The 20,438-nt window shown below is 68.7% G+C and carries 19 protein-coding genes and 1 tRNA gene; 3 read left to right on the top strand and 17 right to left on the bottom strand.

Annotated features, from left to right (window positions below; genetic code table 11):
• Window positions 1-28: 28 nt before the first annotated feature.
• Together STRNI_RS25300 and STRNI_RS25305 are read right to left on the bottom strand one after the other, a co-directional pair.
• Window positions 29-823 (bottom strand): SDR family NAD(P)-dependent oxidoreductase, encoded by a 795-nt coding sequence (locus STRNI_RS25300; RefSeq protein WP_018091072.1) that lies wholly within the window; start codon window positions 821-823, stop codon window positions 29-31.
• A 175-nt stretch (window positions 824-998) separates the two neighbouring features.
• Window positions 999-1,496 (bottom strand): MarR family winged helix-turn-helix transcriptional regulator, encoded by a 498-nt coding sequence (locus STRNI_RS25305; protein ID WP_018091071.1) that lies wholly within the window; start codon window positions 1,494-1,496, stop codon window positions 999-1,001.
• A gap of 164 nt (window positions 1,497-1,660) precedes the next feature.
• Between STRNI_RS25305 and STRNI_RS25310 the strand changes: the two genes are divergently transcribed.
• Complete coding sequence (locus STRNI_RS25310; protein ID WP_159488024.1) at window positions 1,661-2,485, top strand: trans-aconitate 2-methyltransferase; 825 nt, start codon at window positions 1,661-1,663, stop codon at window positions 2,483-2,485.
• A gap of 197 nt (window positions 2,486-2,682) precedes the next feature.
• Here STRNI_RS25310 and STRNI_RS25315 read toward each other — a convergent pair whose 3' ends face one another.
• The 8 genes from STRNI_RS25315 to STRNI_RS25350 all read right to left on the bottom strand — a co-directional run bounded on the left by STRNI_RS25315 (window position 2,683) and on the right by STRNI_RS25350 (window position 9,681).
• Window positions 2,683-3,318 (bottom strand): hypothetical protein, encoded by a 636-nt coding sequence (locus tag STRNI_RS25315; protein ID WP_277412066.1) that lies wholly within the window; start codon window positions 3,316-3,318, stop codon window positions 2,683-2,685.
• Between the two features lie 12 nt (window positions 3,319-3,330).
• Window positions 3,331-4,464 carry a hypothetical protein gene (locus STRNI_RS25320; protein ID WP_266449974.1) on the bottom strand — a complete coding sequence of 378 codons (1,134 nt, stop codon included), beginning with the start codon at window positions 4,462-4,464 and terminating at the stop codon, window positions 3,331-3,333.
• 19 nt (window positions 4,465-4,483) lie between these two features.
• Window positions 4,484-5,740: a putative T7SS-secreted protein gene (locus tag STRNI_RS25325; protein WP_018091067.1), complete on the bottom strand. Its 1,257-nt coding sequence runs from the start codon at window positions 5,738-5,740 to the stop codon at window positions 4,484-4,486.
• A 44-nt stretch (window positions 5,741-5,784) separates the two neighbouring features.
• The gene (locus STRNI_RS25330) at window positions 5,785-6,075 is read right to left on the bottom strand and encodes a WXG100 family type VII secretion target (RefSeq protein WP_018091066.1); all 291 of its coding nucleotides are present in this window, start codon (window positions 6,073-6,075) and stop codon (window positions 5,785-5,787) included.
• A gap of 266 nt (window positions 6,076-6,341) precedes the next feature.
• Window positions 6,342-6,983: a hypothetical protein gene (locus STRNI_RS25335; protein ID WP_277412067.1), complete on the bottom strand. Its 642-nt coding sequence runs from the start codon at window positions 6,981-6,983 to the stop codon at window positions 6,342-6,344.
• Window positions 6,984-7,027: 44 nt separating this feature from the next.
• Window positions 7,028-7,663, bottom strand: coding sequence for a hypothetical protein (locus tag STRNI_RS25340; protein ID WP_277412068.1), 636 nt, complete (start codon window positions 7,661-7,663; stop codon window positions 7,028-7,030).
• Window positions 7,664-7,968: 305 nt separating this feature from the next.
• Entirely contained in the window at window positions 7,969-8,652 is a 684-nt protein-coding gene (locus tag STRNI_RS25345) for a TetR/AcrR family transcriptional regulator (RefSeq protein ID WP_018091063.1), read from the bottom strand.
• A gap of 21 nt (window positions 8,653-8,673) precedes the next feature.
• A complete protein-coding gene (locus tag STRNI_RS25350; RefSeq protein ID WP_274736133.1) occupies window positions 8,674-9,681 on the bottom strand; it encodes an acyl-CoA desaturase in 1,008 nt (335 codons plus the stop codon).
• A gap of 304 nt (window positions 9,682-9,985) precedes the next feature.
• Between STRNI_RS25350 and ppc the strand changes: the two genes are divergently transcribed.
• Entirely contained in the window at window positions 9,986-12,748 is a 2,763-nt protein-coding gene (gene ppc, locus STRNI_RS25355) for a phosphoenolpyruvate carboxylase (RefSeq protein WP_018091061.1), read from the top strand.
• Between the two features lie 113 nt (window positions 12,749-12,861).
• Here ppc and STRNI_RS25360 read toward each other — a convergent pair whose 3' ends face one another.
• The 7 genes from STRNI_RS25360 to STRNI_RS25390 all read right to left on the bottom strand — a co-directional run bounded on the left by STRNI_RS25360 (window position 12,862) and on the right by STRNI_RS25390 (window position 18,594).
• Entirely contained in the window at window positions 12,862-13,284 is a 423-nt protein-coding gene (locus tag STRNI_RS25360; RefSeq protein ID WP_371874875.1) for a hypothetical protein, read from the bottom strand.
• Between the two features lie 181 nt (window positions 13,285-13,465).
• A complete protein-coding gene (gene pth, locus STRNI_RS25365; protein WP_159488029.1) occupies window positions 13,466-14,053 on the bottom strand; it encodes an aminoacyl-tRNA hydrolase in 588 nt (195 codons plus the stop codon).
• Window positions 14,054-14,195: 142 nt separating this feature from the next.
• Entirely contained in the window at window positions 14,196-14,792 is a 597-nt protein-coding gene (locus STRNI_RS25370) for a 50S ribosomal protein L25/general stress protein Ctc (RefSeq protein ID WP_018091058.1), read from the bottom strand.
• 203 nt (window positions 14,793-14,995) lie between these two features.
• Entirely contained in the window at window positions 14,996-15,970 is a 975-nt protein-coding gene (locus STRNI_RS25375) for a ribose-phosphate diphosphokinase (protein ID WP_018091057.1), read from the bottom strand.
• A 72-nt stretch (window positions 15,971-16,042) separates the two neighbouring features.
• On the bottom strand, window positions 16,043-17,500 hold the full coding sequence (gene glmU, locus STRNI_RS25380; RefSeq protein WP_078518695.1) for a bifunctional UDP-N-acetylglucosamine diphosphorylase/glucosamine-1-phosphate N-acetyltransferase GlmU: 1,458 nt from the start codon (window positions 17,498-17,500) through the stop codon (window positions 16,043-16,045).
• 132 nt (window positions 17,501-17,632) lie between these two features.
• A tRNA-Gln gene (locus STRNI_RS25385) sits at window positions 17,633-17,704 on the bottom strand.
• Between the two features lie 29 nt (window positions 17,705-17,733).
• Window positions 17,734-18,594: a hypothetical protein gene (locus tag STRNI_RS25390; RefSeq protein WP_277412069.1), complete on the bottom strand. Its 861-nt coding sequence runs from the start codon at window positions 18,592-18,594 to the stop codon at window positions 17,734-17,736.
• Window positions 18,595-18,750: 156 nt separating this feature from the next.
• On the opposite strand from STRNI_RS25390, the gene STRNI_RS25395 reads away from it, so the two are divergent.
• Window positions 18,751-20,217, top strand: a complete 1,467-nt coding sequence (locus STRNI_RS25395; protein WP_109890258.1) for a sensor histidine kinase — start codon at window positions 18,751-18,753, stop codon at window positions 20,215-20,217.
• The last annotated feature ends 221 nt before the right edge of the window (window positions 20,218-20,438 follow it).

Raw genomic sequence — 20,438 nt, forward strand, 5'->3', positions numbered from 1 at the left:
CCGCGGCCCCGCCGTCAGCAGAACCGGCTCACGAGGAGTTCTTGTACACGCTCCAGCCGCCGTCGACGACGAGGCTCGCCCCGGTGACGAAGGACGCCTCGGGGGAGAGCAGAAAGGCGATGGCCGCGGCGATCTCCTCGGGCCGCCCCAGCCGCCGCGCCGCCGTCTCCGCGGCGCTGGCCTGCCGTTCCTCCTCGCCGATCCCGTCCCATGCAGCCGTCAGCACGGGGCCCGGCAGCACGCTGTTGACCCGCACCTCCGGCCCGTATTCGACGGCCAGTTGACGGCCCAGACCGGTCAGTCCGGCCTTCGCCGCGGCGTAGGCAGGCCGTCCCGGCAGCCCGACCAGGGCATGCACGGACGAGGTCAGCACCACCGCGCCGCCGCGCGCCCGCAGATCCGCCAGGGCGGCGCGTACGCCCAGGAACGAACCGGTGAGATTGACCGCGAGCTGCCGGTCCCAGTCCGCCAGCGGGGTGCGGTCGGCGGCCGCCACAGACGGCACAAAGGCGTTGCTGACCAGCCCGTCCACCGGGCCGTAGCGCTGCCGCGCCGCCTCGACGGCCCGCCGCCAGTCGTCCTCGCCCGCCACATCGCAGTGCTCGTACGAGGCCCGGCCGCCGGCCGCCCGGATGCGCCGCGCGGTGTGTTCGCCGCGCGCGTCGTCGATGTCCAGCAGCAGCACCCCGGCGCCCTCGGCCGCCAGCCGGTCGGCGGTGGCCGCCCCGATCCCGGCGGCGGCCCCGGTCACCAGGACCGTACGGCCCTCGAACCGCCTGCCGTACGGGCCGTTCGCCGGATGCGGTGCGCGCTGCTGGCTCATGGCGCGATCCAAGCCCACGGGGCGAGCGGCGGGCAAGGGGACAGGGATGGCGAGGGGCGCACGCGAATTCAGGGGGCGCGCGCCACCTTCTAGCGCGCCGCCAAATGCGGTGCGCCAACCGGTCGCACGCCGGTGCGGAGCTGCCTTCGCGACGCGCCTGGGCGTCCCTGGGCGGCTATCCGGGAGTGTTGTCGAACGGCCCGGTCAACTGCCGCAGCAGTCCGGCCAGTTCACTGCGCTGCTGTCGGGACAGCTCGGCGAGAATGGCGCGCTCCTGGTACAGCAGTCCGGCCAGTGACCGGTCGGCCTTGTCGCGGCCCTCCGCGGTCAGTCTGACCAGCACTCCGCGCCGGTCGCTGGGGTCGGGCAGCCGCTCGACGAGGTTCTTCTTGGCCAGCCGGTCGATGCGGTTGGTCATCGTCCCCGAGGTGACCAGTGTCTGCGTCAGCAGCGCCCCGGGGGAGAGCTGGTACGGCGCCCCGGCGCGCCGCAGCGCGGTGAGTACATCGAACTCCCACGGCTCCAGGCCCACCTCGGAAAAGGCGATACGGCGGGCCCGGTCAAGGTGTCTGGCCAGCCTGGAGACGCGGCTGAGGACCTCAAGCGGCTCCACGTCGAGGTCCGGGCGCTCGCGGCGCCATGCTGCGACCAGTCGGTCGACCTCGTCCTCCATGACGATCAGTGTAGAGGGTCTGTCGACATGAAGTCTCTTGACGTCGAGATATATTTCGCTGGACTATGGGCATCGTCGGCGGGGGCTCGGTTTCCAGCCGAGACGGCCCGAACCAGACCGTGCCAGCCTTGTGTCAGCCCTGCATCGGCAAAGGGGTTTCGAACATGCACGACGCACCAACCTGGGATCCGCAGCAATATCTCCGCCACTCCGGGCACCGTACCCGTCCGTTCCACGACCTGCTCAACCGGATACCCGACCTGCCCCGGCAGGACCGCACCGCCCGCATCGCCGACCTCGGCTGCGGCCCCGGCAACGTCACCGCCCAGCTCACCACCCGCTGGCCGGACGCGCACATCACCGGATTCGACAACTCCCCGGACATGCTCAAAGAGGCCGAGACCTACGCCGGCCCCACCCCGGGCGGCGGCCACCTCGACTTCGCCCCCGCCGACGCCGCCGACTGGACGCCCGAGGAGACCTACGACCTGATCGTCTCCAACGCGGCCCTGCAGTGGGTCCCCAACCACCCGGACTCCTTCGCCCGCTGGATCGAGGCCCTCGCCCCCGGCGGCACCTTCGCCTTCCAGGTCCCCGGCAACTTCACCTCACCCAGCCACGCCCTCCTCGGCGAGCTGTGCGACGCCCCTCAGTGGCGCGAGCGGCTCAACACCCACGGCCGCCGCTTCATCCACATCCTCGAACCGGCCGCCTACCTGGAGCGCCTCACCGACCTCGGCTGCGCCGCCGACGTATGGGAAACCACCTACGTCCAGCTCCTGGAGGGCGACGACCCGGTCCTCGACTGGGTCAAGGGCACCGCCCTGCGCCCCGTCCTCACCGCCCTGGAGAACGACCCGGCCGCCCGCGAAGCCTTCCTCGCCGAATACCGCGAAGCCCTCCGCAAGGCCTACCCCACGGGCCGCCATGGCACGGTCTTCCCCTTCCGCCGCATCTTCGCCGTCGCCCAGAAGCCCACGGCACACTGACGCCCCCCGCCCACCGTCGGCCGCCACCCCCGCGGCCGCGCCCCGACTCTCCCCCTCCGAGGTGACCCGCGCCGTGATCACCGGCCTCGACCACATCCAGCTCGCCGCGCGTGGCGACTACCGGTCCGAGGCCGGCACGGGCCGGCTCCAGCTGGGCGTCCAGGGGATTTGCGGCCTTTGAGCTACGGGATTTCGAGCTACGGGATGGGGTCCCGCTTGCCGAGGGTGTGCGGGAAGAACTTCGCGCATTCCTCCGTGTCGGGACCGAACAGCGTCCCCCACGAGCCGTCGGAGAAACCGAGCTGCACGTCGTGGTCATGGGCGCCGGTCAGCCGCGTCCAGGACAGGCAGTCCCGACGGAAACTCGGACCCAGTTCGATCGCCTCGTCCAGTTTCCCGTTCCAGCGGTTGTACTGCGCGTACACGAAGTGGAAGTTTCTCTCGGTGAGCGCGACCGCGACCACGACACCCACCTTGGCCCGCGGCTGAGCTGCCGCCAGCCACTGGCCGGCCAGGCTGTCCCAGCCGCCGAAGAACGTCTTCTTCCTCTTCTGCGCCTTGGCCCTCTTGGCGGGATCGGTCACCTTGTCGAACTGACTGGGCGACGAAAAGTCGGCGGTCAGGAAACGGAAGACGAATTCCCCGAACTTTCCCAGGAAATCCCCGGAACTGGACCGGCCGTCGGCCAGCACCCGGGGCCGTCGCTTGTCCGGCACGTCGCAGCCACCCGTACCGGTGGCATAGGGCGAGCGCGACGTGGTGAACCCGCCCAGATAGACCTCGCCTGCGGGCAGTACCGCGGGGATTTTCTGCTCCAGATCGGCCCGCATCATTCTCAGCTCCTCTTAACCAAACAGGGAATCAGTAGGGGCAGCGGCGCGGGTACACGGGGCAGTCACCTCGGCCGTGAACGTGCCGGCTTCGATGTCCACCGAGGCGGTGAACGCATAACCCGCCGATTGCTCAGGCGCCTCGTCCTCGGCCCATACACGGGCGTGATTCCCGCCGCTTTCCGTCTCCGTCTGCCATCCGCGCGACGCGAACGCGGCGACGGCCCTCGGCAGTGCAAGCGTGAGATCGCCGTTCATCACGCTGCCGATGGACCAGCCGTGTCGTGCCGAGCAGGCGGACCGCAGGCCCTTGGCCCAGCACTCCGCACACGTCACGGACGTGACCTGCCCGCCGCCCATGCTGCCGTGCAGTGCTACGGCATCCATCAGCCTGCTGGAATGCCAATACAGCTCCTGCTTCACTCCGTCCGTCGGCTCGACCGCGGCCGGGGCGCTCTGCCGCATGGCCCGGTAGTCCTCGACCTCCTGGTCGGTACCCCAGTCGATGGTCTTGAGGATCTCGGCGAAGAGCTCCGAGTGCAGATCCCAGTCCTCGCTGGAGGGGGAGTCGAGCGCGAAGATCAGCATCTCGCGTGCTCCGGGCAGCGGGATGTACACCTGGATCTGGGACTGCTGGACCGCCACCTCCTGACCCGTGGGGGACCACTGCGCGGAGATGATGAAGCCCGATGCGCCGATGCGGCTGAGAGCGGGCCCGCAGGGCAGGTCCACGCGCTGGTAGTCGTCGTCCGGGTGGGTCCGCTCCAGCGTCTCCTGTGTGGTGCGCAGGAGTTCCTCGTCGTCGTCGCTCTCGTGCTCGATCTGGCTGACGACGATGGTGGAACCGCTCGGACGGCCCTCCACTTCGAGGAGGCAGAGCCCGGCGTAGATGACATTGGCCTCCAGCATCAGGTCCATCTGTGACCCGAGCGCCAGCGCGAAACGGAACCGGTCCTCGTCCGACCGGTCCGGCATCAGATCGGTGACCAGCGTGTACAACTGCTCCGCGCCGGTCTCGTAGTCGGGCGCGTCCACGGGCAGTTCCCGTACGAACGGCGGCATGACCCAGCCGATGTTCAGCCGGGTCCGCTTCGGAGCCGAAGGCGGAGTGGTGGCCGCTGCTTCGGCGGGGGCGGACGGATACGACACTTCTCGTTCCCCTCAGCCCTCAGGCGGCCAGCGTCTGATGGAACTTCGCGCCGGACGGGCCCGGCGCCTGGGTCTTCGTCTCGCCGCCATCGGCGAGGTGGTGATAGGCGCCATTGAGGGTGGAGCCCGTCTTGAGGATCAACTGGGTGGGGGCGCCTGGAAGCTCCGTCTTGATCAACTTCTTGGAGACCCAGTTGATCCCCTTCTGGCCCAGGCCGTCGGAGAGGGCCTCAGCCATGCCCGAGGGGGTACTTTTGACGATGTTCCCCGGCCCGAGTGCCTTGGCCGCCCCCGCCAGCTTTCCGCCGAACTGGGCCTCAGCTCTGGCGGCCGCAGCCCAACCGCCCTTCGCTGCCTTGATCGCTCCGCCGAAACCAGGAACGACGCCGAGCGCATCGAGCCCGATCTTCCACCCCGGTGTGCCGTTGCCCCGTGCGTTGCCGATCCAGTGGCCCGCCATGGCGCCCGCCGCGAACACTGCGGAAGCGCCGCCGAGCACCGTGCCCACCGCCGTGCCGACGCCCGGGATGATCTGGCACGCCAGAGCGGCAGCCGCCAGGCCGGACGAGATGGTCGACAGCAGATCCGCGTTCTCGACCAGCCAGTCCGTGAATGCCCGGAAGCCGGCCTTGAGCCCGTCCATCGCCTTGCTCCACCAGTGGAGGTCCGGCGGGTGGTTCTCCGAGGCCTTCAGGATCGCGCGTTCGGCCTCGCCGGCCCGGTCCTTCCACTGCGCGTAGATCCGCTCGGCCTCGCGGATGAGGTCCTCGAGTTTGTCCTTGGAGTGGTCGGCCTTCTCCTTGGCCGCGTCCATCTCGTTGTCCATCCGCTTGGCAGCCGCCGGCTCCATCGGCTGCCCGAAGTACGGCGCGTACTTTTGGTACACGTCGTTGTAGTGATCGAGGTCCGACTCCGCCTGCTTACGGGCCGACGCCGCCTCCGCCTCGATCTTCCCGGCCTTTTCCTGGAATCCCTGCAGATGGCCGTGCCAGCCGCGCAGCGCCTTGGCGCAGTCGTGCATGGACTCGCTGCCCTGCTTGAGGTACTTGGGGAGTTCGCCGAGCTTCTTGGCGAAGTTCCGGGCCGCCTCGCCCTCCCAGGCGCCGTCACTCTTGCCGACCGCCTTGAGCAGATGGTCCAGCTCATCCAGCTCGTCGCCCACGGACTTCACGTCCGAGGAGAGTGCCTGGATGGCGTGGAGATCCCCCTTGGCCGGATTGAATCCGACCCCGGGCCAGGCCGAGTCGTCGTCGATGAACATGCTGCGCCAGGACATGCGTTTCCCCCTGTTGTCAGTCGCTTCTCGGGCCGAGCCGGTGATTACTTCTTGCCGAGCATCTTGGCGTTTTCCTCTTCGCCCGCTTTATAGGCGTCCAGAGTCATCTTGAGCTTCTCGTGAATATCCTTCGCGGCATCCGCGATGCGCTTGATGCCGTCGCCCCACTGGCCCTGGAATTCATCACAGGCATCATCGAGGCCGTCGGTTCCCAGCGTCTTCGGGCCCACCTTGTTCAGGCGCTGCTGGGCGTCCCGCATACGATCGTCGGCGTTTGCGAGTTTATTGAGCATCCCCTGTACGCGCTCGACGTCGATTTTGAAGTCTGCCGCCATGGCGTGATTCCCCCGTCGCTCGGCGATTTCTTGGATGCGGCGATCCCGAATCGACGCATCCGCTCACCGTATCGTGATCACCTGGCGGGGTGAAAACGCGGAGGTAAAAGGTGGGTAATGTGAAGTGAGGGTGTGGGGCAAAGATGGATTAAAGAAAGGGGAAAGCGGGTGTGGGGTGTGCCGGAAATGTCGCCAAACGATCGAACATTCGCATGATGTCTGTACGGAGGTGCTCCGCGGAAAAGGGAGCGGCGTCCGGCCCGTTGCTACGCGCCGTACAGTGTGGCCTGCGCATAGATGAGGTTCGCATCCAGTAGTCCGGTATCCGCGCGGTATCGGCCGGACTTGAAGTCGAGGGCGGGCTTCCGCGGCCCGTCGCCGGCTCGCGTGCGCCAGTGGGCGCGGCGGGGCTTGCCCCAAAGCCACCAGCTCGAATGCGTATCGCCGTTGAGCAGATTCAGCAACGCAAGAAGGGCCCAGAAGGGCGAGAATGCCCAATATGCGATCCAGCCGCGGATATTCCCCTTATAGGCGGTCATGCTGCGCTGCCCGCCCGCGTCCTCTATGCGCCACGCCTGACGCATTCCTCGGGGGGAACGTTCGTGGGTCACCTGACCGATGAATCGGCCGTATCCGTCATGCACTGCATAGACGGTCTGCTGGGCAGCGGCGCCGGCCTGAGGGGCGATGGTGCACAGGGTGTGTGCGGGCTCTGCAGCGGTCGTAAGCGTGAAGGCCGGCTGTTGCTCGGAACTGGTGATGTGGTGATGAACCCGGGCCAGCGCCGGGCCGGGGGCAATCTTCCCGGTCCGTCCCGGGTGCAGGATCCCCCATGCCTCACACCCCGGCAACGCGGAGAACTCCTTCGCAGCGTCGTTCCGTGTGATGCCGAACGTGACCTCGGACATTTCTCGCTCCGTAATTCCTGCTTCGATTCGGTGCTCTATCGGCGCTACGCGCCGTACAGCACGGCCTGCGCATGGATGAGGTTCATGTCCAGCTGCCCGCTGCCCGCCCGGTAGCGGCCGGTGTTGAAATCGAGGGCAGCCTTCCTGGGGCCGCCGCCGGCCCGCATGCGCCAGCGGGCGCGGTGGGGCTTGCTCCACAGTGAACCGCCGGGACGCACATCGCCATTGAGGAGGAAGATCAGGGCCATGATGGCCCAGAACGGCGAGATCGCCCAATAGGCGATCCAGCCGCGGATAGTCCCCTTATAGGCGACCGCGCTGTACTGCTTGGCCGCGTCCTCGATGCGCCACGCCTGGCGGATTCCCAGTGGGGAACGCTCGTGGATGATCCGGCCGATGAAGCGGCCGGATCCGTCATGCACCGTATATGCGGTATGCGACTCGGCGGCGCCGGCCTGAGGGACGACGGTGCACAGGGTATGGGTGGGCTCTGCGGCCGTGAGGGCGAAGGCCGGCTCGTGGTCGTCACTACCGCCGAGGCGATGAATGCGGGCCAGTGGTGATTCGGCGGCGATCCGCCCATTTCCCGTTTGCAGGGCTCCCCATGCCTCGTGCTCGGGCAGTGCGGTGAATTGCTGCGCAAACTCTTCCCGGGAAAGGCAGAACGTTATCTCGGTCATTCGGTTTACTGCTCCTGGTCCGGCTCGCCTCGTTCCGCAGGTCCCCACCCTCGCGTACCCGGATCACCGTCTCGTGGCTCCTGGTGAGGCGCGGTGATGGCGGCGGCCGACCAGTGTGTCAGACGATGATCAACAGGCGGATCGCCATGTGAGGCACTGCCGTTGAGGCATCACCGGGGAGTCGTCATCGCTGAGGCGTTGCCGTCGGGATGCCATGGCAGACGCCCGGCACTCGGCCCGCAGGCGCCTGCCCCACCGCCCCGCCGGCCCGAGGAGCCCCGCCCCCAGCCCCGCCCCGCGCACCCTCAATTCTTCCGATGCCCTATCAACCGAGGCTTCGCCTCCAAGTTGCCCAGGCCGTGCCAGGCAAGATTGACCAGGTGGGCCGCGACCTCGGCCTTTTTCGGCTTGCGGGTGTCGACCCACCACTGGCCGGTCAGGGCGACCATGCCGACCAGGGCCTGTGCGTAGAGCGGGGCGAGTTTCGGGTCGAAGCCGCGGGCCTTGAATTCCAGGCCCAGGATGTCCTCGACCTGGGTGGCGATATCGCTGATGAGGGAGGCGAAGGTGCCCGTCGACTGGGCCACGGGGGAATCGCGGACCAGGATGCGGAAACCGTCGGTGAAGGTCTCGATGTAGTCGAGCAGCGCGAAAGCCGCCTGTTCGAGGAGTTCGCGGGGATGGCCGGCGGTCAGCGCGCCCGTCACCATGTCCAGCAGCTGCCGCATCTCGCGGTCCACGACCACCGCGTACAGGCCCTCCTTGCCGCCGAAGTGCTCGTAGACCACCGGCTTGGACACCCCGGCCTTCGCCGCGATCTCCTCCACCGACGTGCCCTCGTAGCCCCGCTCGGCAAAGAGCGTGCGACCGATGTCCAGCAGCTGCTCCCGGCGCTCCGCACCGGTCATCCGGACCCTGCGGGCCCGCCGCGTCCCCGCGGAGGAAGACTTGCTTTTGCTGCCGCTGGTACTGCTGTCGTCGATCGCCACCCGTCAATCATGCCTTCCCGGCTACCGCCGGGAGGCACCCCCGGCGGCCTTCTCCGCGCGTCGGGCATCGAGACGGGACGCATCCGGCCACCGGACGTCATACGCCCAGCCCGCCTTCTCGAACCAGCGGATCAAGCGGGCGCTGGAGTCCAGCTGCCCCTTCATCACCCCGTGCCGGGCGCAGGTCGGGTCCGCGTGGTGCAGGTTGTGCCAGGACTCACCGCACGAGAGGACGGCCAGCCACCAGACGTTCCCCGAACGGTCCCGGGACTTGAAGGGGCGCTTGCCGACCGCGTGGCAGATGGAGTTGATCGACCACGTCACGTGATGCAGCAGCGCGACACGGACCAGGGAACCCCAGAAGAACGCGCTCAGCGCACCCTGCCAGGACCAGGTGACCAGGCCGCCCACCAGCGGCGGGATCAGCAGCGACACCGCCGTCCACAGCACGAACTGGCGGGAGATCGTACGGATCGCACTGTCCTTGATCAGGTCCGGTGCGTACTTCTGCTGCGGCGTCTGCTCCTCGTCGAACATCCAGCCGATGTGCGCCCACCACAGGCCCTTCATCAGGGCGGGCACCGTCTCGCCGAAGCGCCACGGAGAGTGCGGGTCGCCCTCGGCGTCGGAGAACTTGTGGTGCTTGCGGTGGTCGGCCACCCAGCGCACCAGCGGCCCCTCCACGGCCAGCGACCCCATGATCGCGAGCGCGATCCGCAGCGGCCGCTTCGCCTTGAAGGCGCCATGCGTGAAGTAGCGGTGGAAGCCGATCGTGATGCCGTGGCAGCCGATGTAGTACATCGCCACCATCAGCCCCAGATCGAGCCAGCTCACCCCCCAGCCCCAGGCCAGTGGCACCGCGGCCACCAGGGCCACGAACGGGACGGTGATGAACAGCAGGAGCGTGATCTGTTCGAGCGACCTGCGCTGCTCGCCGCCCAGCGTCGCGGACGGAGTACCGGCGGACGGACCGACGGCGGAATCGGCAGGAATCGGTGGATCTTCTACGGCTTCAGGACCAGCGGTCATGGTGTCCCTCGTCGGGGGCTCGGGGGCACGGCTACGGCTACGGGACCGTAACCTACGGTCTCGTAAGTATGGCAGTGCCGCCGCCACGGGCAAGGCCGTGACAGGCGCCACACCCTCCCACCTGTGACGCAGTGCCCACACAGCGGACGGTGTGATCTGCCGAAGCTGGGCAGACCTATCCTGGGGACGTCGGACAGCGCGGTCCGCAACCCGCCCGCATCAGACCTGCCCACCCCGTCGCCCGTCCCGACCCCTCCCACGGGTCGCGGTGCGACGTCCCTGATCGCTGCAAGGAGCCGCACCTGTGAGCAGTGCCGACAACACTCCGGCCGAGATCGTGTCCATCGAAGGCCCCGAAGCCGGCCCGAGCGACAACGTCGCCCTGCGTGCCGACATCCGCCGCCTCGGTGATCTCCTCGGCGAGACCCTCGTCCGACAAGAGGGACAGGAACTGCTCGACCTGGTCGAGCGGGTACGCGCCCTGACCCGGTCCGACGGCGAAGCCGCGGCCCGGCTCCTGGGCGACACCGACCTGGCCACCGCCGCCAAGCTGGTGCGCGCCTTCTCCACGTACTTCCACCTCGCGAACGTCACCGAGCAGGTCCACCGCGGCCGGGAGCTGGGCGCCAGGCGCGCCGCCGAGGGCAGCATCCTCGCCCGCACCGCCGACATGCTCAAGGACGCCGACCCCGAGCACCTCCGCGAGACCGCCCGCAACCTCGGCGTACGCCCCGTCTTCACCGCGCACCCCACCGAGGCCGCCCGGCGCTCCGTCCTCACCAAGCTCCGCAAGGTCGCCGAACTGCTCGACAGCCCCGACGGCGAGCGCCGCCGCGCCGACCTGCGCCTGGCCGAGAACATCGACCTCATCTGGCAGACGGACGAGCTGCGCGTCGCCCGCCCCGAGCCCACCGACGAGGCCCGCAACGCCATCTACTACCTCGACGAGCTGGGCCGGGGCGCGGTCGGCGACGTCCTCGAAGACCTCGCCGCCGAGCTGGAGCGGGCCGGCACCGAGCTGCCCGCCGGCACCCGCCCGCTCACCTTCGGCACCTGGATCGGCGGCGACCGCGACGGCAACCCCAACGTCACCCCTCAGGTCACCTGGGACGTCCTGCTCCTCCAGCACGAGCACGGCATCACCGACGCACTGGAGCACGTCGACGAGCTGCGCGGCGCGCTGTCCAACTCCATCCGCAACTGCGGCGCCACCGACGAGCTGCTGGCCTCCCTCCAGCGCGACCTCGACCTCCTCCCCGAGATCAGCCCCCGCTACAAGCGGCTGAACAGCGAGGAGCCCTACCGCCTCAAGGCGACCTGCATCCGGCAGAAGCTCGTCAACACCCGCGAACGCCTCGCCGGCGACACCCCCCACGTCCCCGGCCGTGACTACCTCGGCACCGTGGAGCTCCTCGACGACCTCGCCCTGATCCAGACCTCGCTGCGCGCACACCGCGGCGGACTGGTCGCCGACGGCCGCCTGGAGCGCACCCTGCGCACCATCGCCGCCTTCGGCCTGCAGCTCGCCACCATGGACGTCCGCGAGCACGCCGACGCGCACCACCACGCCCTCGGCCAGCTCTTCGACCGCCTCGGCGAGGAGTCCTGGCGCTACGTGGACATGCCGCGCGACTACCGCCGCAAGCTCCTCGCCAAGGAACTGCGCTCCCGCCGCCCGCTGGCCCCCACCCCGGCACCGCTCGACGAGGCCGGCGCCAAGACGCTCGGTGTCTTCCGCACCATCCTCAAGGCCAAGGACACCTTCGGCCCTGAGGTCGTCGAGTCCTACATCATCTCGATGTGCCAGGGCTCCGACGACGTCTTCGCCGCCACCGTCCTCGCCCGCGAAGCCGGCCTGATCGACCTGCACGCCGGCTGGGCCAAGATCGGCATCGTCCCGCTCCTGGAGACCACCGACGAGCTGAAGATCGCCGACCAGCTGCTCGACGAGATGCTCGCCGACCCCTCCTACCGGCGCCTGGTCGCCCTGCGCGGCGACGTCCAGGAGGTCATGCTCGGCTACTCCGACTCCTCCAAGTTCGGCGGCATCACCACCTCCCAGTGGGAGATCCACCGCGCCCAGCGCCTGCTGCGCGACGTCGCCCACCGGCACGGCGTACGGCTGCGCCTCTTCCACGGCCGCGGCGGCACCGTCGGCCGCGGCGGCGGCCCCTCCCACGACGCGATCCTCGCCCAGCCCTACGGAACCCTCGAAGGCGAGATCAAGGTCACCGAACAGGGCGAGGTCATCTCCGACAAGTACCTCGTCCCGTCCCTGGCGCGGGAGAACCTGGAACTGACGGTCGCCGCCACCCTCCAGGCCTCCGCCCTGCACACCGCCCCCCGGCAGTCCGACGAGGCCCTCGCCCGCTGGGACGCCGCCATGGAAACCGTCTCCGACGCCGCCCACGGCGCCTACCGCCGCCTCGTCGAAGACCCGGACCTGCCCGCGTACTTCTTCGCCTCCACCCCCGTCGACCAGCTCGCCGAACTCCACCTCGGCTCGCGGCCCTCCCGCCGCCCCGACTCCGGCGCCGGACTCGACGGACTGCGCGCCATCCCGTGGGTCTTCGGCTGGACCCAGTCCCGCCAGATCGTCCCCGGCTGGTTCGGCGTCGGCACCGGCCTCAAGGCCGCCCGCGAGGCCGGACTCGACAGCGTCCTGGACGAAATGCACGAGTACTGGCACTTCTTCCGCAACTTCCTGTCCAACGTCACCATGACGCTGGCCAAGACCGACCTGCGGATCGCCCAGCACTACGTCGACACCCTCGTCCCCGACAAGCTCAAGCACGTCTTCGACGTCATCAAGGCCGAGCACGAACTCACCGTCGCCGAGGTCCTGCGCGTCACCGGGGAGAAGGAACTCCTCGACTCCAACGACGTCCTCAAGCAGACCTTCCACATCCGCGACGCCTACCTGGACCCGATCTCCTACCTCCAGGTCTCGCTGCTGGACCGCCAGCGCAGCGCCGCCGAACGCGGCGAGGAGCCCGACCCGGTCCTCGCCCGTGCGCTGCTGCTCACCGTCAACGGCGTCGCCGCCGGACTGCGCAACACCGGCTGACCCACCCCCGCACCACACCACGGCGGCGGCCCGCCCTCCCACCAAGGAGGACGGGCCGCCGCCGTCTTCAGCGCTACAGCGCCGTGAACGCCTCTACAGCGCCATGAACGCCTCTACAGCGCCGTGAACGCCGCGCCCAACAACACCGCCCCCAACAACCCCATCACCCACGCCGTACGCCGCAGCCGCATCCCCCCGGCCACCACCAGCGCCGCCAGCAACAACGACCCCGCGAACGGCACCCACGCATGCAGAATCCCGGCCGCCCCGGTCCGCACCGCATGCGTCGTCCCCGGCTTGACCGTCACCTCGACCCGCGCACCCTTGTCCGGCGCCGCCGCCTCCGCAATCGACACCTTCGCCAGCCGCCGGCCCTCACCCGCCGACGGAACATACGGGCCCGTGCACCGCTCACCCGCACACGCCGACACCGTCATCATTCCGCGCTCCCGCGCCTTGACGAGCATCGCGTACTGCGCCGTGTGCCACGACGTCCACACCCCCGCCACCAGCAGGAGCAACGCCAGCAAACCCATCAACCCGGTCCTGGCGACAAGGAGCGCCCCATAGGCGCTCTCACCGGCACGCCGGAAACGACTACGTCTGACCGGACGGGTACGCGTACTGCTTCTGGGCATGGCCGCGATCCTTGGCCATCCACCCACACCCGTCAACCTCGGACAACGGTTCGTCAGAGACTGACCCCCACTGTCCCATTCACGAGTTGTACGTGGTCTGCGCCCGTTCCAGACCATCGACAATCAGCGTCTCCACCGCATCCGCCGCACGGTCCACGAAATAATCCAGCTCGCGCCGCTCCGCCGCCGAAAAATCCTTCAGCACAAAATCCGCCACCTGCATACGGCCCGGCGGACGCCCGATCCCGAACCGCACCCGGTGATACTCCGCCCCCAACGACTTCGTGATCGACTTCAAACCGTTGTGACCGTTGTCACCGCCGCCCAGCTTCAGCCGCAGCGCACCGTAATCAATATCCAGCTCATCGTGAATCGCCACGATGTTGCCCACCGGCACCTTGTAGAAATCCCGCAACGCCGTCGTCGGCCCACCCGACAGATTCATGAACGACAACGGCTTCGCCACCACCACACGGCGACCCGACGGGCCCGGCGCACCACAACGCCCCTCCACCACCTGCGCCCGCGCCTTGTGCGCCTTGAAACGGCCCCCCATCCGCTCCGCCAGCAAATCCGCCACCATGAAACCCACATTGTGGCGATTACGCGCATACTCCGGGCCCGGATTACCCAGCCCCACCACCAGCCACGGATCAGCGTCCGCCATCTCAGTCACTCCCACATCCGCCGGCCACACCCGCCGGCCCCGACCGCAACTGCCCATGAAACAGCCCAACCGCCACCCCACGCCCAAAGGCGCGCGGCAGCGGCTGGACAAAGCGCTGAGAACCCGCCTCAGCGAAAAAGACTCAGGCCTCGGCGCCCTCAGCGCCCTCACCCTCGGCGGCCTCCTCGGCCGGCGCCTCCGCCTGCGCCGCGACGACCTGCAGCACCACGGCGTCGTCCTCAACGGCCAGCGACACACCGGCCGGCAGCGCGATGTCCTTCGCCTGCACCGAGTGGCCGGCGTCCAGACCCGCGATGGAGACGGTGACCGACTCCGGGATGTGGGTGGCCTCGGCCTCGACCGGCAGGGTGTTCAGCGAGTACTCGAGCAGGTTGCCGCCCGGGGCCAGCTCGCCCTCGGTGTGGATCGGCAGCTCGACGTTGACCTTCTCGCCCTTCTTCACGGCCAGGAAGTCCGCGTGCACCAGGAAGCCACGGATCGCCTCACGCTGCACGGCCTTGGGGATGACCAGCTCGTTCTTGCCGTCGAACTCCAGACGCAGCAGGGCGTTCGGCGTCTTCAGGGCCATCATCAGCGCGTGGTTGTTGATCGCGACGTGCTGCGGCTCGGCACCGTGACCGTAAATGACCGCGGGAACCAGGTCGGCGCGGCGGGCGCGACGGGCGGCACCCTTACCGAAGTCGGTACGAACCTGGGCGGTGAGCTTGACCTCGGCCATGACTGCACTCCTCGTATCTCAGAAACATCTGGTGGGCGTCACCCGGCCCACGACAGACCTGCTACGAAGAGCGCGTCGATAACGGACAACCACCAAAAAGGCGGCCTCCCTCGCCGAGCAACTCCACGAGTCTACCCGGCCGGAAGGCCGCCCCAAAGTCGATCAGCGCCGGACTACCTCACAGGCCCGCCCGACGCCCGCACTCACTGCTCCTCGAAGAGGCTCGTCACCGAACCGTCCTCGAACACCTCACGCAGCGCACGGGCAATCGTCGGCGCCATCGACAGCACCGTGATCTTGTCCAGCTCCAGCTCCGAAGGCGTCGGCAGCGTATTCGTGAACACGAACTCGCTCACCTTCGAATTCTTCAGCCGGTCCGCCGCCGGACCCGACAGCACACCGTGCGTCGCCGTCACGATCACATCCGACGCACCATTCGCGAACAGCGCATCCGCCGCCGCACAAATCGTGCCGCCCGTGTCGATCATGTCGTCGACCAGGACACACACCCGGTCCTTCACATCACCGACGACCTCGTGCACCGTGACCTGATTCGCCACGTCCTTGTCACGCCGCTTGTGCACAATCGCCAGCGGCGCACCCAGACGGTCACACCAGCGGTCCGCCACCCGCACCCGGCCCGCGTCCGGCGAAACCACCGTCAGCTTCTCCCGGTCCACCTTCGCGCCCACATAGTCCGCAAGAACCGGCAGCGCAAAAAGATGATCCACCGGGCCGTCGAAGAAGCCCATGATCTGGTCGGTGTGCAGATCAACCGTCACCACACGGTCCGCACCCGCCGTCTTCATCAAATCCGCGATCAGCCGCGCCGAAATCGGCTCACGGCCACGGTGCTTCTTGTCCTGACGCGCATAACCGTAGAACGGCACGACCACGGTGATGCTCCGGGCCGAGGCCCGCTTCAGCGCATCAATCATGATCAGCTGTTCCATGATCCACTTATTGATCGGAGCCGTGTGGCTCTGAATCAAAAAGCAATCCGCGCCACGCGCCGACTCCTGATAGCGGACATAGATCTCACCGTTGGCGAAGTCGAAAGCCTTCGTCGGGACCAGGCCCACACCCAGCTGATGCGCGACCTCCTCCGCCAGCTCGGGGTGGGCGCGGCCGGAGAAGAGCATCAGCTTCTTCTCGCCGGTCGTCTTGATCCCGGTCACAGCAAATCTCCTCGAATCACAGTTTGCGTGCGTTCATCACGGTACGCCCCGCACGGCGCACCCCTTGCACGATCACCGCTCGCCCTCGGACTCCTGGCGAGCAGCCGAAGCCGCCTGCGCGGCGGCGCTTCCAGGCCGCTTACGCGCGACCCAACCCTCGATATTCCGCTGCTGGCCACGCGCGACCGCCAGCGAACCCGGGGGCACATCCTTGGTGATAACAGAGCCGGCCGCCGTATAAGCGCCGTCCCCGACCGTGACAGGAGCCACAAACATGTTGTCCGACCCCGTCTTGCAATGCGAACCGACCGTGGTGTGGTGCTTCGCCTCACCGTCGTAGTTCACAAAGACACTCGCCGCGCCGATATTGGTGAACTCACCAATCGTCGCATCCCCCACATACGAAAGATGCGGCACCTTCGTGCCCTCACCGATCGACGCGTTCTTCATCTCCACGTACGTACCGGCCTTCGACTTCGGACCAAGATCGGTCCCCGGACGCAGATACGCGTACGGACCGACATTCGCCCCCTCACCAATACGCGCACCCTCGGCCACCGTGAACGACGCCACCGCGCCCGCACCCACCGACGTATCCGACAACCGCGAATGCGGACCCACCTCGGCACCCGTCGCGATATGCGTCGCACCCAGAAGCTCCGTACCCGGGTGAACCGTCGCGTCCGGCTCGAACGTCACCGACACATCCACCCACGTCGACGCCGGATCCACCACCGTCACACCGGCCAGCATCGCCCGCTCCAGCAGCCGGTCGTTCAGCAGCCGCCGCGCCTGCGCCAGCTGCACCCGGTTGTTGATCCCCAGAATCTCCCGGTGATCGCCGGCCACCGCCGCACCGACCCGGTGCCCGGCCTCCCGCACGATCCCCAGCACATCGGTCAGGTACTCCTCGCCCTGACTGTTGTCCGTCCGCACCTTGCCGAGCGCATCGACCAGCAGTCGCCCGTCAAAAGCGAACACCCCGGAATTGATCTCCCGGATCGCCCGCTGCGCCACACTCGCGTCCTTGTGCTCGACGATCGCGGTCACCGCGCCCGAGCTCTCGTCGCGCACGATACGCCCGTAACCCGTCGCGTCCGGGACCTCGGCCGACAGCACCGTGACGGCATTGCCGTCCGCGGCGTGCGTGTCACCCAGCAGCCGGAGCGTCTCGCCGGTCAGCAGCGGGGTGTCACCACAGACGACGATCACCGTGCCGTCGACGGCCACACCGCTCTGGCTCAGCTCCTCCAGAGCCGTACGGACCGCATGACCGGTGCCGTTCTGCTCGTGCTGCACCGCGGTGCGCACGGCGGGGTCGACCGCGGAGAGATGCGCCTGCACCTGCTCACGGGCGTGGCCGACGACCACGACGAGATGCTCGGGGTCCAGCTCACGGGAGGCGGCGACGACATGGCCGACGAGGGAGCGGCCGCAGAGGGTGTGCAGGACCTTTGGGGTGGCCGACTTCATGCGGGTGCCCTCACCCGCTGCGAGAACGACGACGGCTGCCGGGCGGTTGGCGCTCACGGGGATGCCCTTCGGCTTCTTGGCTACTTCGGGTGGTGGTCATCCGAAGGATACCGGTGCGTATTGCAGCCGAAACGCGGGCGGGTCCTGACGTCGTGGTCAGGACCCGGAAAATCGCCTCTTGTGCGTGTGCTCCCCTGCCAGGACTCGAACCCGGACATAAGGCACCAAAAGCCTCAGTGCTGCCAATTACACCACAGGGGATAGTAAGGCGGCCCAAACCGGACATCTCGTCAGTCTGGCCGCTTGGCACCCAACACTATGCCGTACCACCAGCCTTCGATGCGACGGTATAGCTCTGCACTTTGTAGCACCCGGACCACCAGGCAGCCGCGGTAGCCCTCCCCGACGTTTTTGCGCGTGGTCTTGGGGTTGTGCTTCTTGATCGTGGTCTTCTGGAGCGCGGCGACGTCCACGCCGACGAGTTCGGCCCAGTAGCGCTCGGCCGCCTCCACGTCGGCAGTCATGTGGATCATGACCCGGTAGGCAATCCGGTCCGGCTCCACGCCGAGCAGGCGCAGCCAGGCCAGGAAGACCTCGATGACGCCGGGGTCGCTGTTGACGAACTGGACGTGTTCTCGCCGCTTGTACGGCTTGTCCTTGGCGCCCTCGGCCCAGTAGAGGACGGCTCCGGCGAAGAGGAGCTCCCGGTCCGACAGATCACCGACCTCCTGGGTTGCTGCGCTCTTCGTTTCCCGGCGTTCCCTGTCCCGTACCGCCAGCTCGTGCTCCCACCGTTTTTCGCGGGCGATCCGGGCCTGCTCCGCCGGGGTGCGGAGCGGCTTCGGCTTCGGCAGATCCCGCACCCAAAGTGAGATCGAGCTCTTGGAGCAGCCCAGCTCGACCTGGATCCGGTCGTAGGTGAGGCCCTGTTTGCGGAGCTCGCGGGCCCGTGCGCGGAGGTCGTCCTTGGCGTTGGGGCGGCGGGTCCAGTCGGGGGCGGGGACGCCTTCGAGGAGGCGGTTGAGGATGTCGTTGTTGTGGACGTGGAGGCGGTCGCGGATCTGGCGGCGGCTGAGGCCGGCCCGGCGCAGGGCGACGGCCTGGGGGCGTAAGGACTCGTAGTCGGGGTGTTCCCGATGGGGGTTCGGCATGGGAACAGGGTGGCGCGTGCAGGCGTGCGAGGAGGTCGAAAATGTGGGCGATTCAATAGTTCGGGTGAAAACCGGCGGTAAGGGCTGGTAATGGGCCAGGACAGGGGCCGGTAATGGGTCGGGGGAACGGGGGCGGGCGCCCGTAGGCTGGACGGTATGACCGCGACGGGGGCAAGTGAAGGTGTGGGCGCGCGGGGTGCGCCGGTGAGCGGGCCGTGGTGGTGGGCCCGCCGGCGGAGTGCCGTGCTGGATGTGTTTCTGGCGGCGGCTTCCACGGTGGAGTGTGCGTTCGAGGGGGCGCGGTTCGCCGAGGGGGCGCAGCTGCCCGAGCTGCTCGGGATACTGCTCGGCCTGCTGGCGGGGCCGGTGCTGTTGTTGCGCCGCCGCTGGCCGGTGGTGGTGGTGCTGGTCTCGATAGCGGTGATCCCGGCGGAGATGGGCGGGCTGCTGAGCACGGTGGGGCTGTACACGCTCGCCGCGTCGGAGGTGCCGCGCCGGATCACGGCGTTGCTGGCGGGGATGACGGTGACGGGGACGTTGGTGACGACGTTCCTCAGCCTGCGGCAGGACGTGGCGGCGCAGGAGGACTTCCAGCCGCCGATGTGGCTGATCCCGGCGATGTCGCTCGCGCTGGGGCTGGTGCTGACGGCGCCGCCGGTGTTGTGGGGGCTGTATGTGGGTGCCCGTCGGCGGCTCGTGGAGAGTCTGCGGGAGCGGGCGGACGGTCTGGAGCGCGAGCTGTCGTTGCTGGCGGACCGGGCCGAGGAGCGGGCGGAGTGGGCCCGTAACGAGGAGCGGACGCGGATCGCGCGGGAGATGCACGATGTGGTCGCGCACCGGGTGAGTCTGATGGTGGTGCATGCGGCGGCGCTTCAGGCGGTGGCGCTGAAGGACCCGGAGAAGGCGTCGAAGAACGCGGGTCTGGTCGGCGACATGGGGCGGCAGGCGCTGACGGAGCTGCGGGAGATGCTGGGGGTGTTGCGTACGGCCGACGGGGCGGCGGTGCGGGGTGCCGCGGTGTCGGATGCGCCGGAGCGGCTGGCGGCGGTGGCTTCCCGGGCGGGTGCGACGGTGCAGGCGCGGTCCCCGGAGCCGTCCATGGCCGGGGCCGCGGCGGAGTCCTCGGAGGACGGCGGTCCGACGGGCGGGTCTTCGTCGCCGGCGCCGGCCGCCGTGGATACGGACGCCGAGGGGCCGCATCTGGCGGAGCTGGCGGATCTGGTGGGTCAGTCCCGGGCGGCCGGGATGGTCGTCGAGCTGACCGTGGACGGGGTGGCCGAGGGGGAGCCGGCTGCTTCTGACGGGCGGCAGTATGCGCCGCGGGTGGAGCGGACCGTCTATCGCGTGGTGCAGGAGGCGCTCACGAATGTGCACAAGCATGCGCCGGGGGCACGGGCGCGGGTGCGGCTGGCGCACCGCGACGGTGAGCTGGCGGTCCAGGTGGAGAACGGCCCCAGCGAGGGCGGCGCGGCCGACGCGGGCCTGCCGAGCGGCGGCAACGGCCTGGTAGGCATGCGGGAGCGGGTAAACGCTCTGGGCGGCGTCTTCGTATCGGGCCCGACGGACTCCGGCGGCTTCCGCGTATCGGCAGTGCTACCCGCCTCCATCACGACGGCCGCCTGATCGCGCTCCGTCACCGGCGCCGTACCGGGCCTGGCCGCACAACGACGCGGCCGAGCCACTGGTCTTTAAAAACCCTCACCCCCACCGGACGGGGGTCGCCATTCCGGACGGGAGGGGGCGGGCCTCCGGGGCCTGTGTTGTGGACGTAAAGCGAAGCAGTCCACAACACAGGCCCCGGAGGCCCGCCCCCGGCACCACCACAGACAACAAGCGGCCCCCGC

The organism is Streptomyces nigrescens, from assembly GCF_027626975.1.
GTDB lineage: Bacteria > Actinomycetota > Actinomycetes > Streptomycetales > Streptomycetaceae > Streptomyces > Streptomyces nigrescens.

Bases quoted from the DNA above. Each gene is read 5' to 3' on its own strand.
- STRNI_RS25325 (WP_018091067.1), bottom strand. From the start codon at position 5,740: ATGTCCTGGCGCAGCATGTTCATCGACGACGACTCGGCCTGGCCCGGG.
- STRNI_RS25340 (WP_277412068.1), bottom strand. From the start codon at position 7,663: ATGACCGAGATAACGTTCTGCCTTTCCCGGGAAGAGTTTGCGCAGCAA.
- STRNI_RS25305 (WP_018091071.1), bottom strand. From the start codon at position 1,496: ATGGAGGACGAGGTCGACCGACTGGTCGCAGCATGGCGCCGCGAGCGC.
- STRNI_RS25395 (WP_109890258.1), top strand. From the start codon at position 18,751: ATGACCGCGACGGGGGCAAGTGAAGGTGTGGGCGCGCGGGGTGCGCCG.
- pth (WP_159488029.1), bottom strand. From the start codon at position 14,053: ATGGCGGACGCTGATCCGTGGCTGGTGGTGGGGCTGGGTAATCCGGGC.
- STRNI_RS25390 (WP_277412069.1), bottom strand. From the start codon at position 18,594: ATGCCGAACCCCCATCGGGAACACCCCGACTACGAGTCCTTACGCCCC.
- STRNI_RS25335 (WP_277412067.1), bottom strand. From the start codon at position 6,983: ATGTCCGAGGTCACGTTCGGCATCACACGGAACGACGCTGCGAAGGAG.
- STRNI_RS25350 (WP_274736133.1), bottom strand. From the start codon at position 9,681: ATGACCGCTGGTCCTGAAGCCGTAGAAGATCCACCGATTCCTGCCGAT.
- STRNI_RS25315 (WP_277412066.1), bottom strand. From the start codon at position 3,318: ATGATGCGGGCCGATCTGGAGCAGAAAATCCCCGCGGTACTGCCCGCA.
- STRNI_RS25300 (WP_018091072.1), bottom strand. From the start codon at position 823: ATGAGCCAGCAGCGCGCACCGCATCCGGCGAACGGCCCGTACGGCAGG.
- STRNI_RS25370 (WP_018091058.1), bottom strand. From the start codon at position 14,792: ATGGCCGAGGTCAAGCTCACCGCCCAGGTTCGTACCGACTTCGGTAAG.
- STRNI_RS25310 (WP_159488024.1), top strand. From the start codon at position 1,661: ATGCACGACGCACCAACCTGGGATCCGCAGCAATATCTCCGCCACTCC.
- STRNI_RS25330 (WP_018091066.1), bottom strand. From the start codon at position 6,075: ATGGCGGCAGACTTCAAAATCGACGTCGAGCGCGTACAGGGGATGCTC.
- STRNI_RS25360 (WP_371874875.1), bottom strand. From the start codon at position 13,284: ATGGGTTTGCTGGCGTTGCTCCTGCTGGTGGCGGGGGTGTGGACGTCG.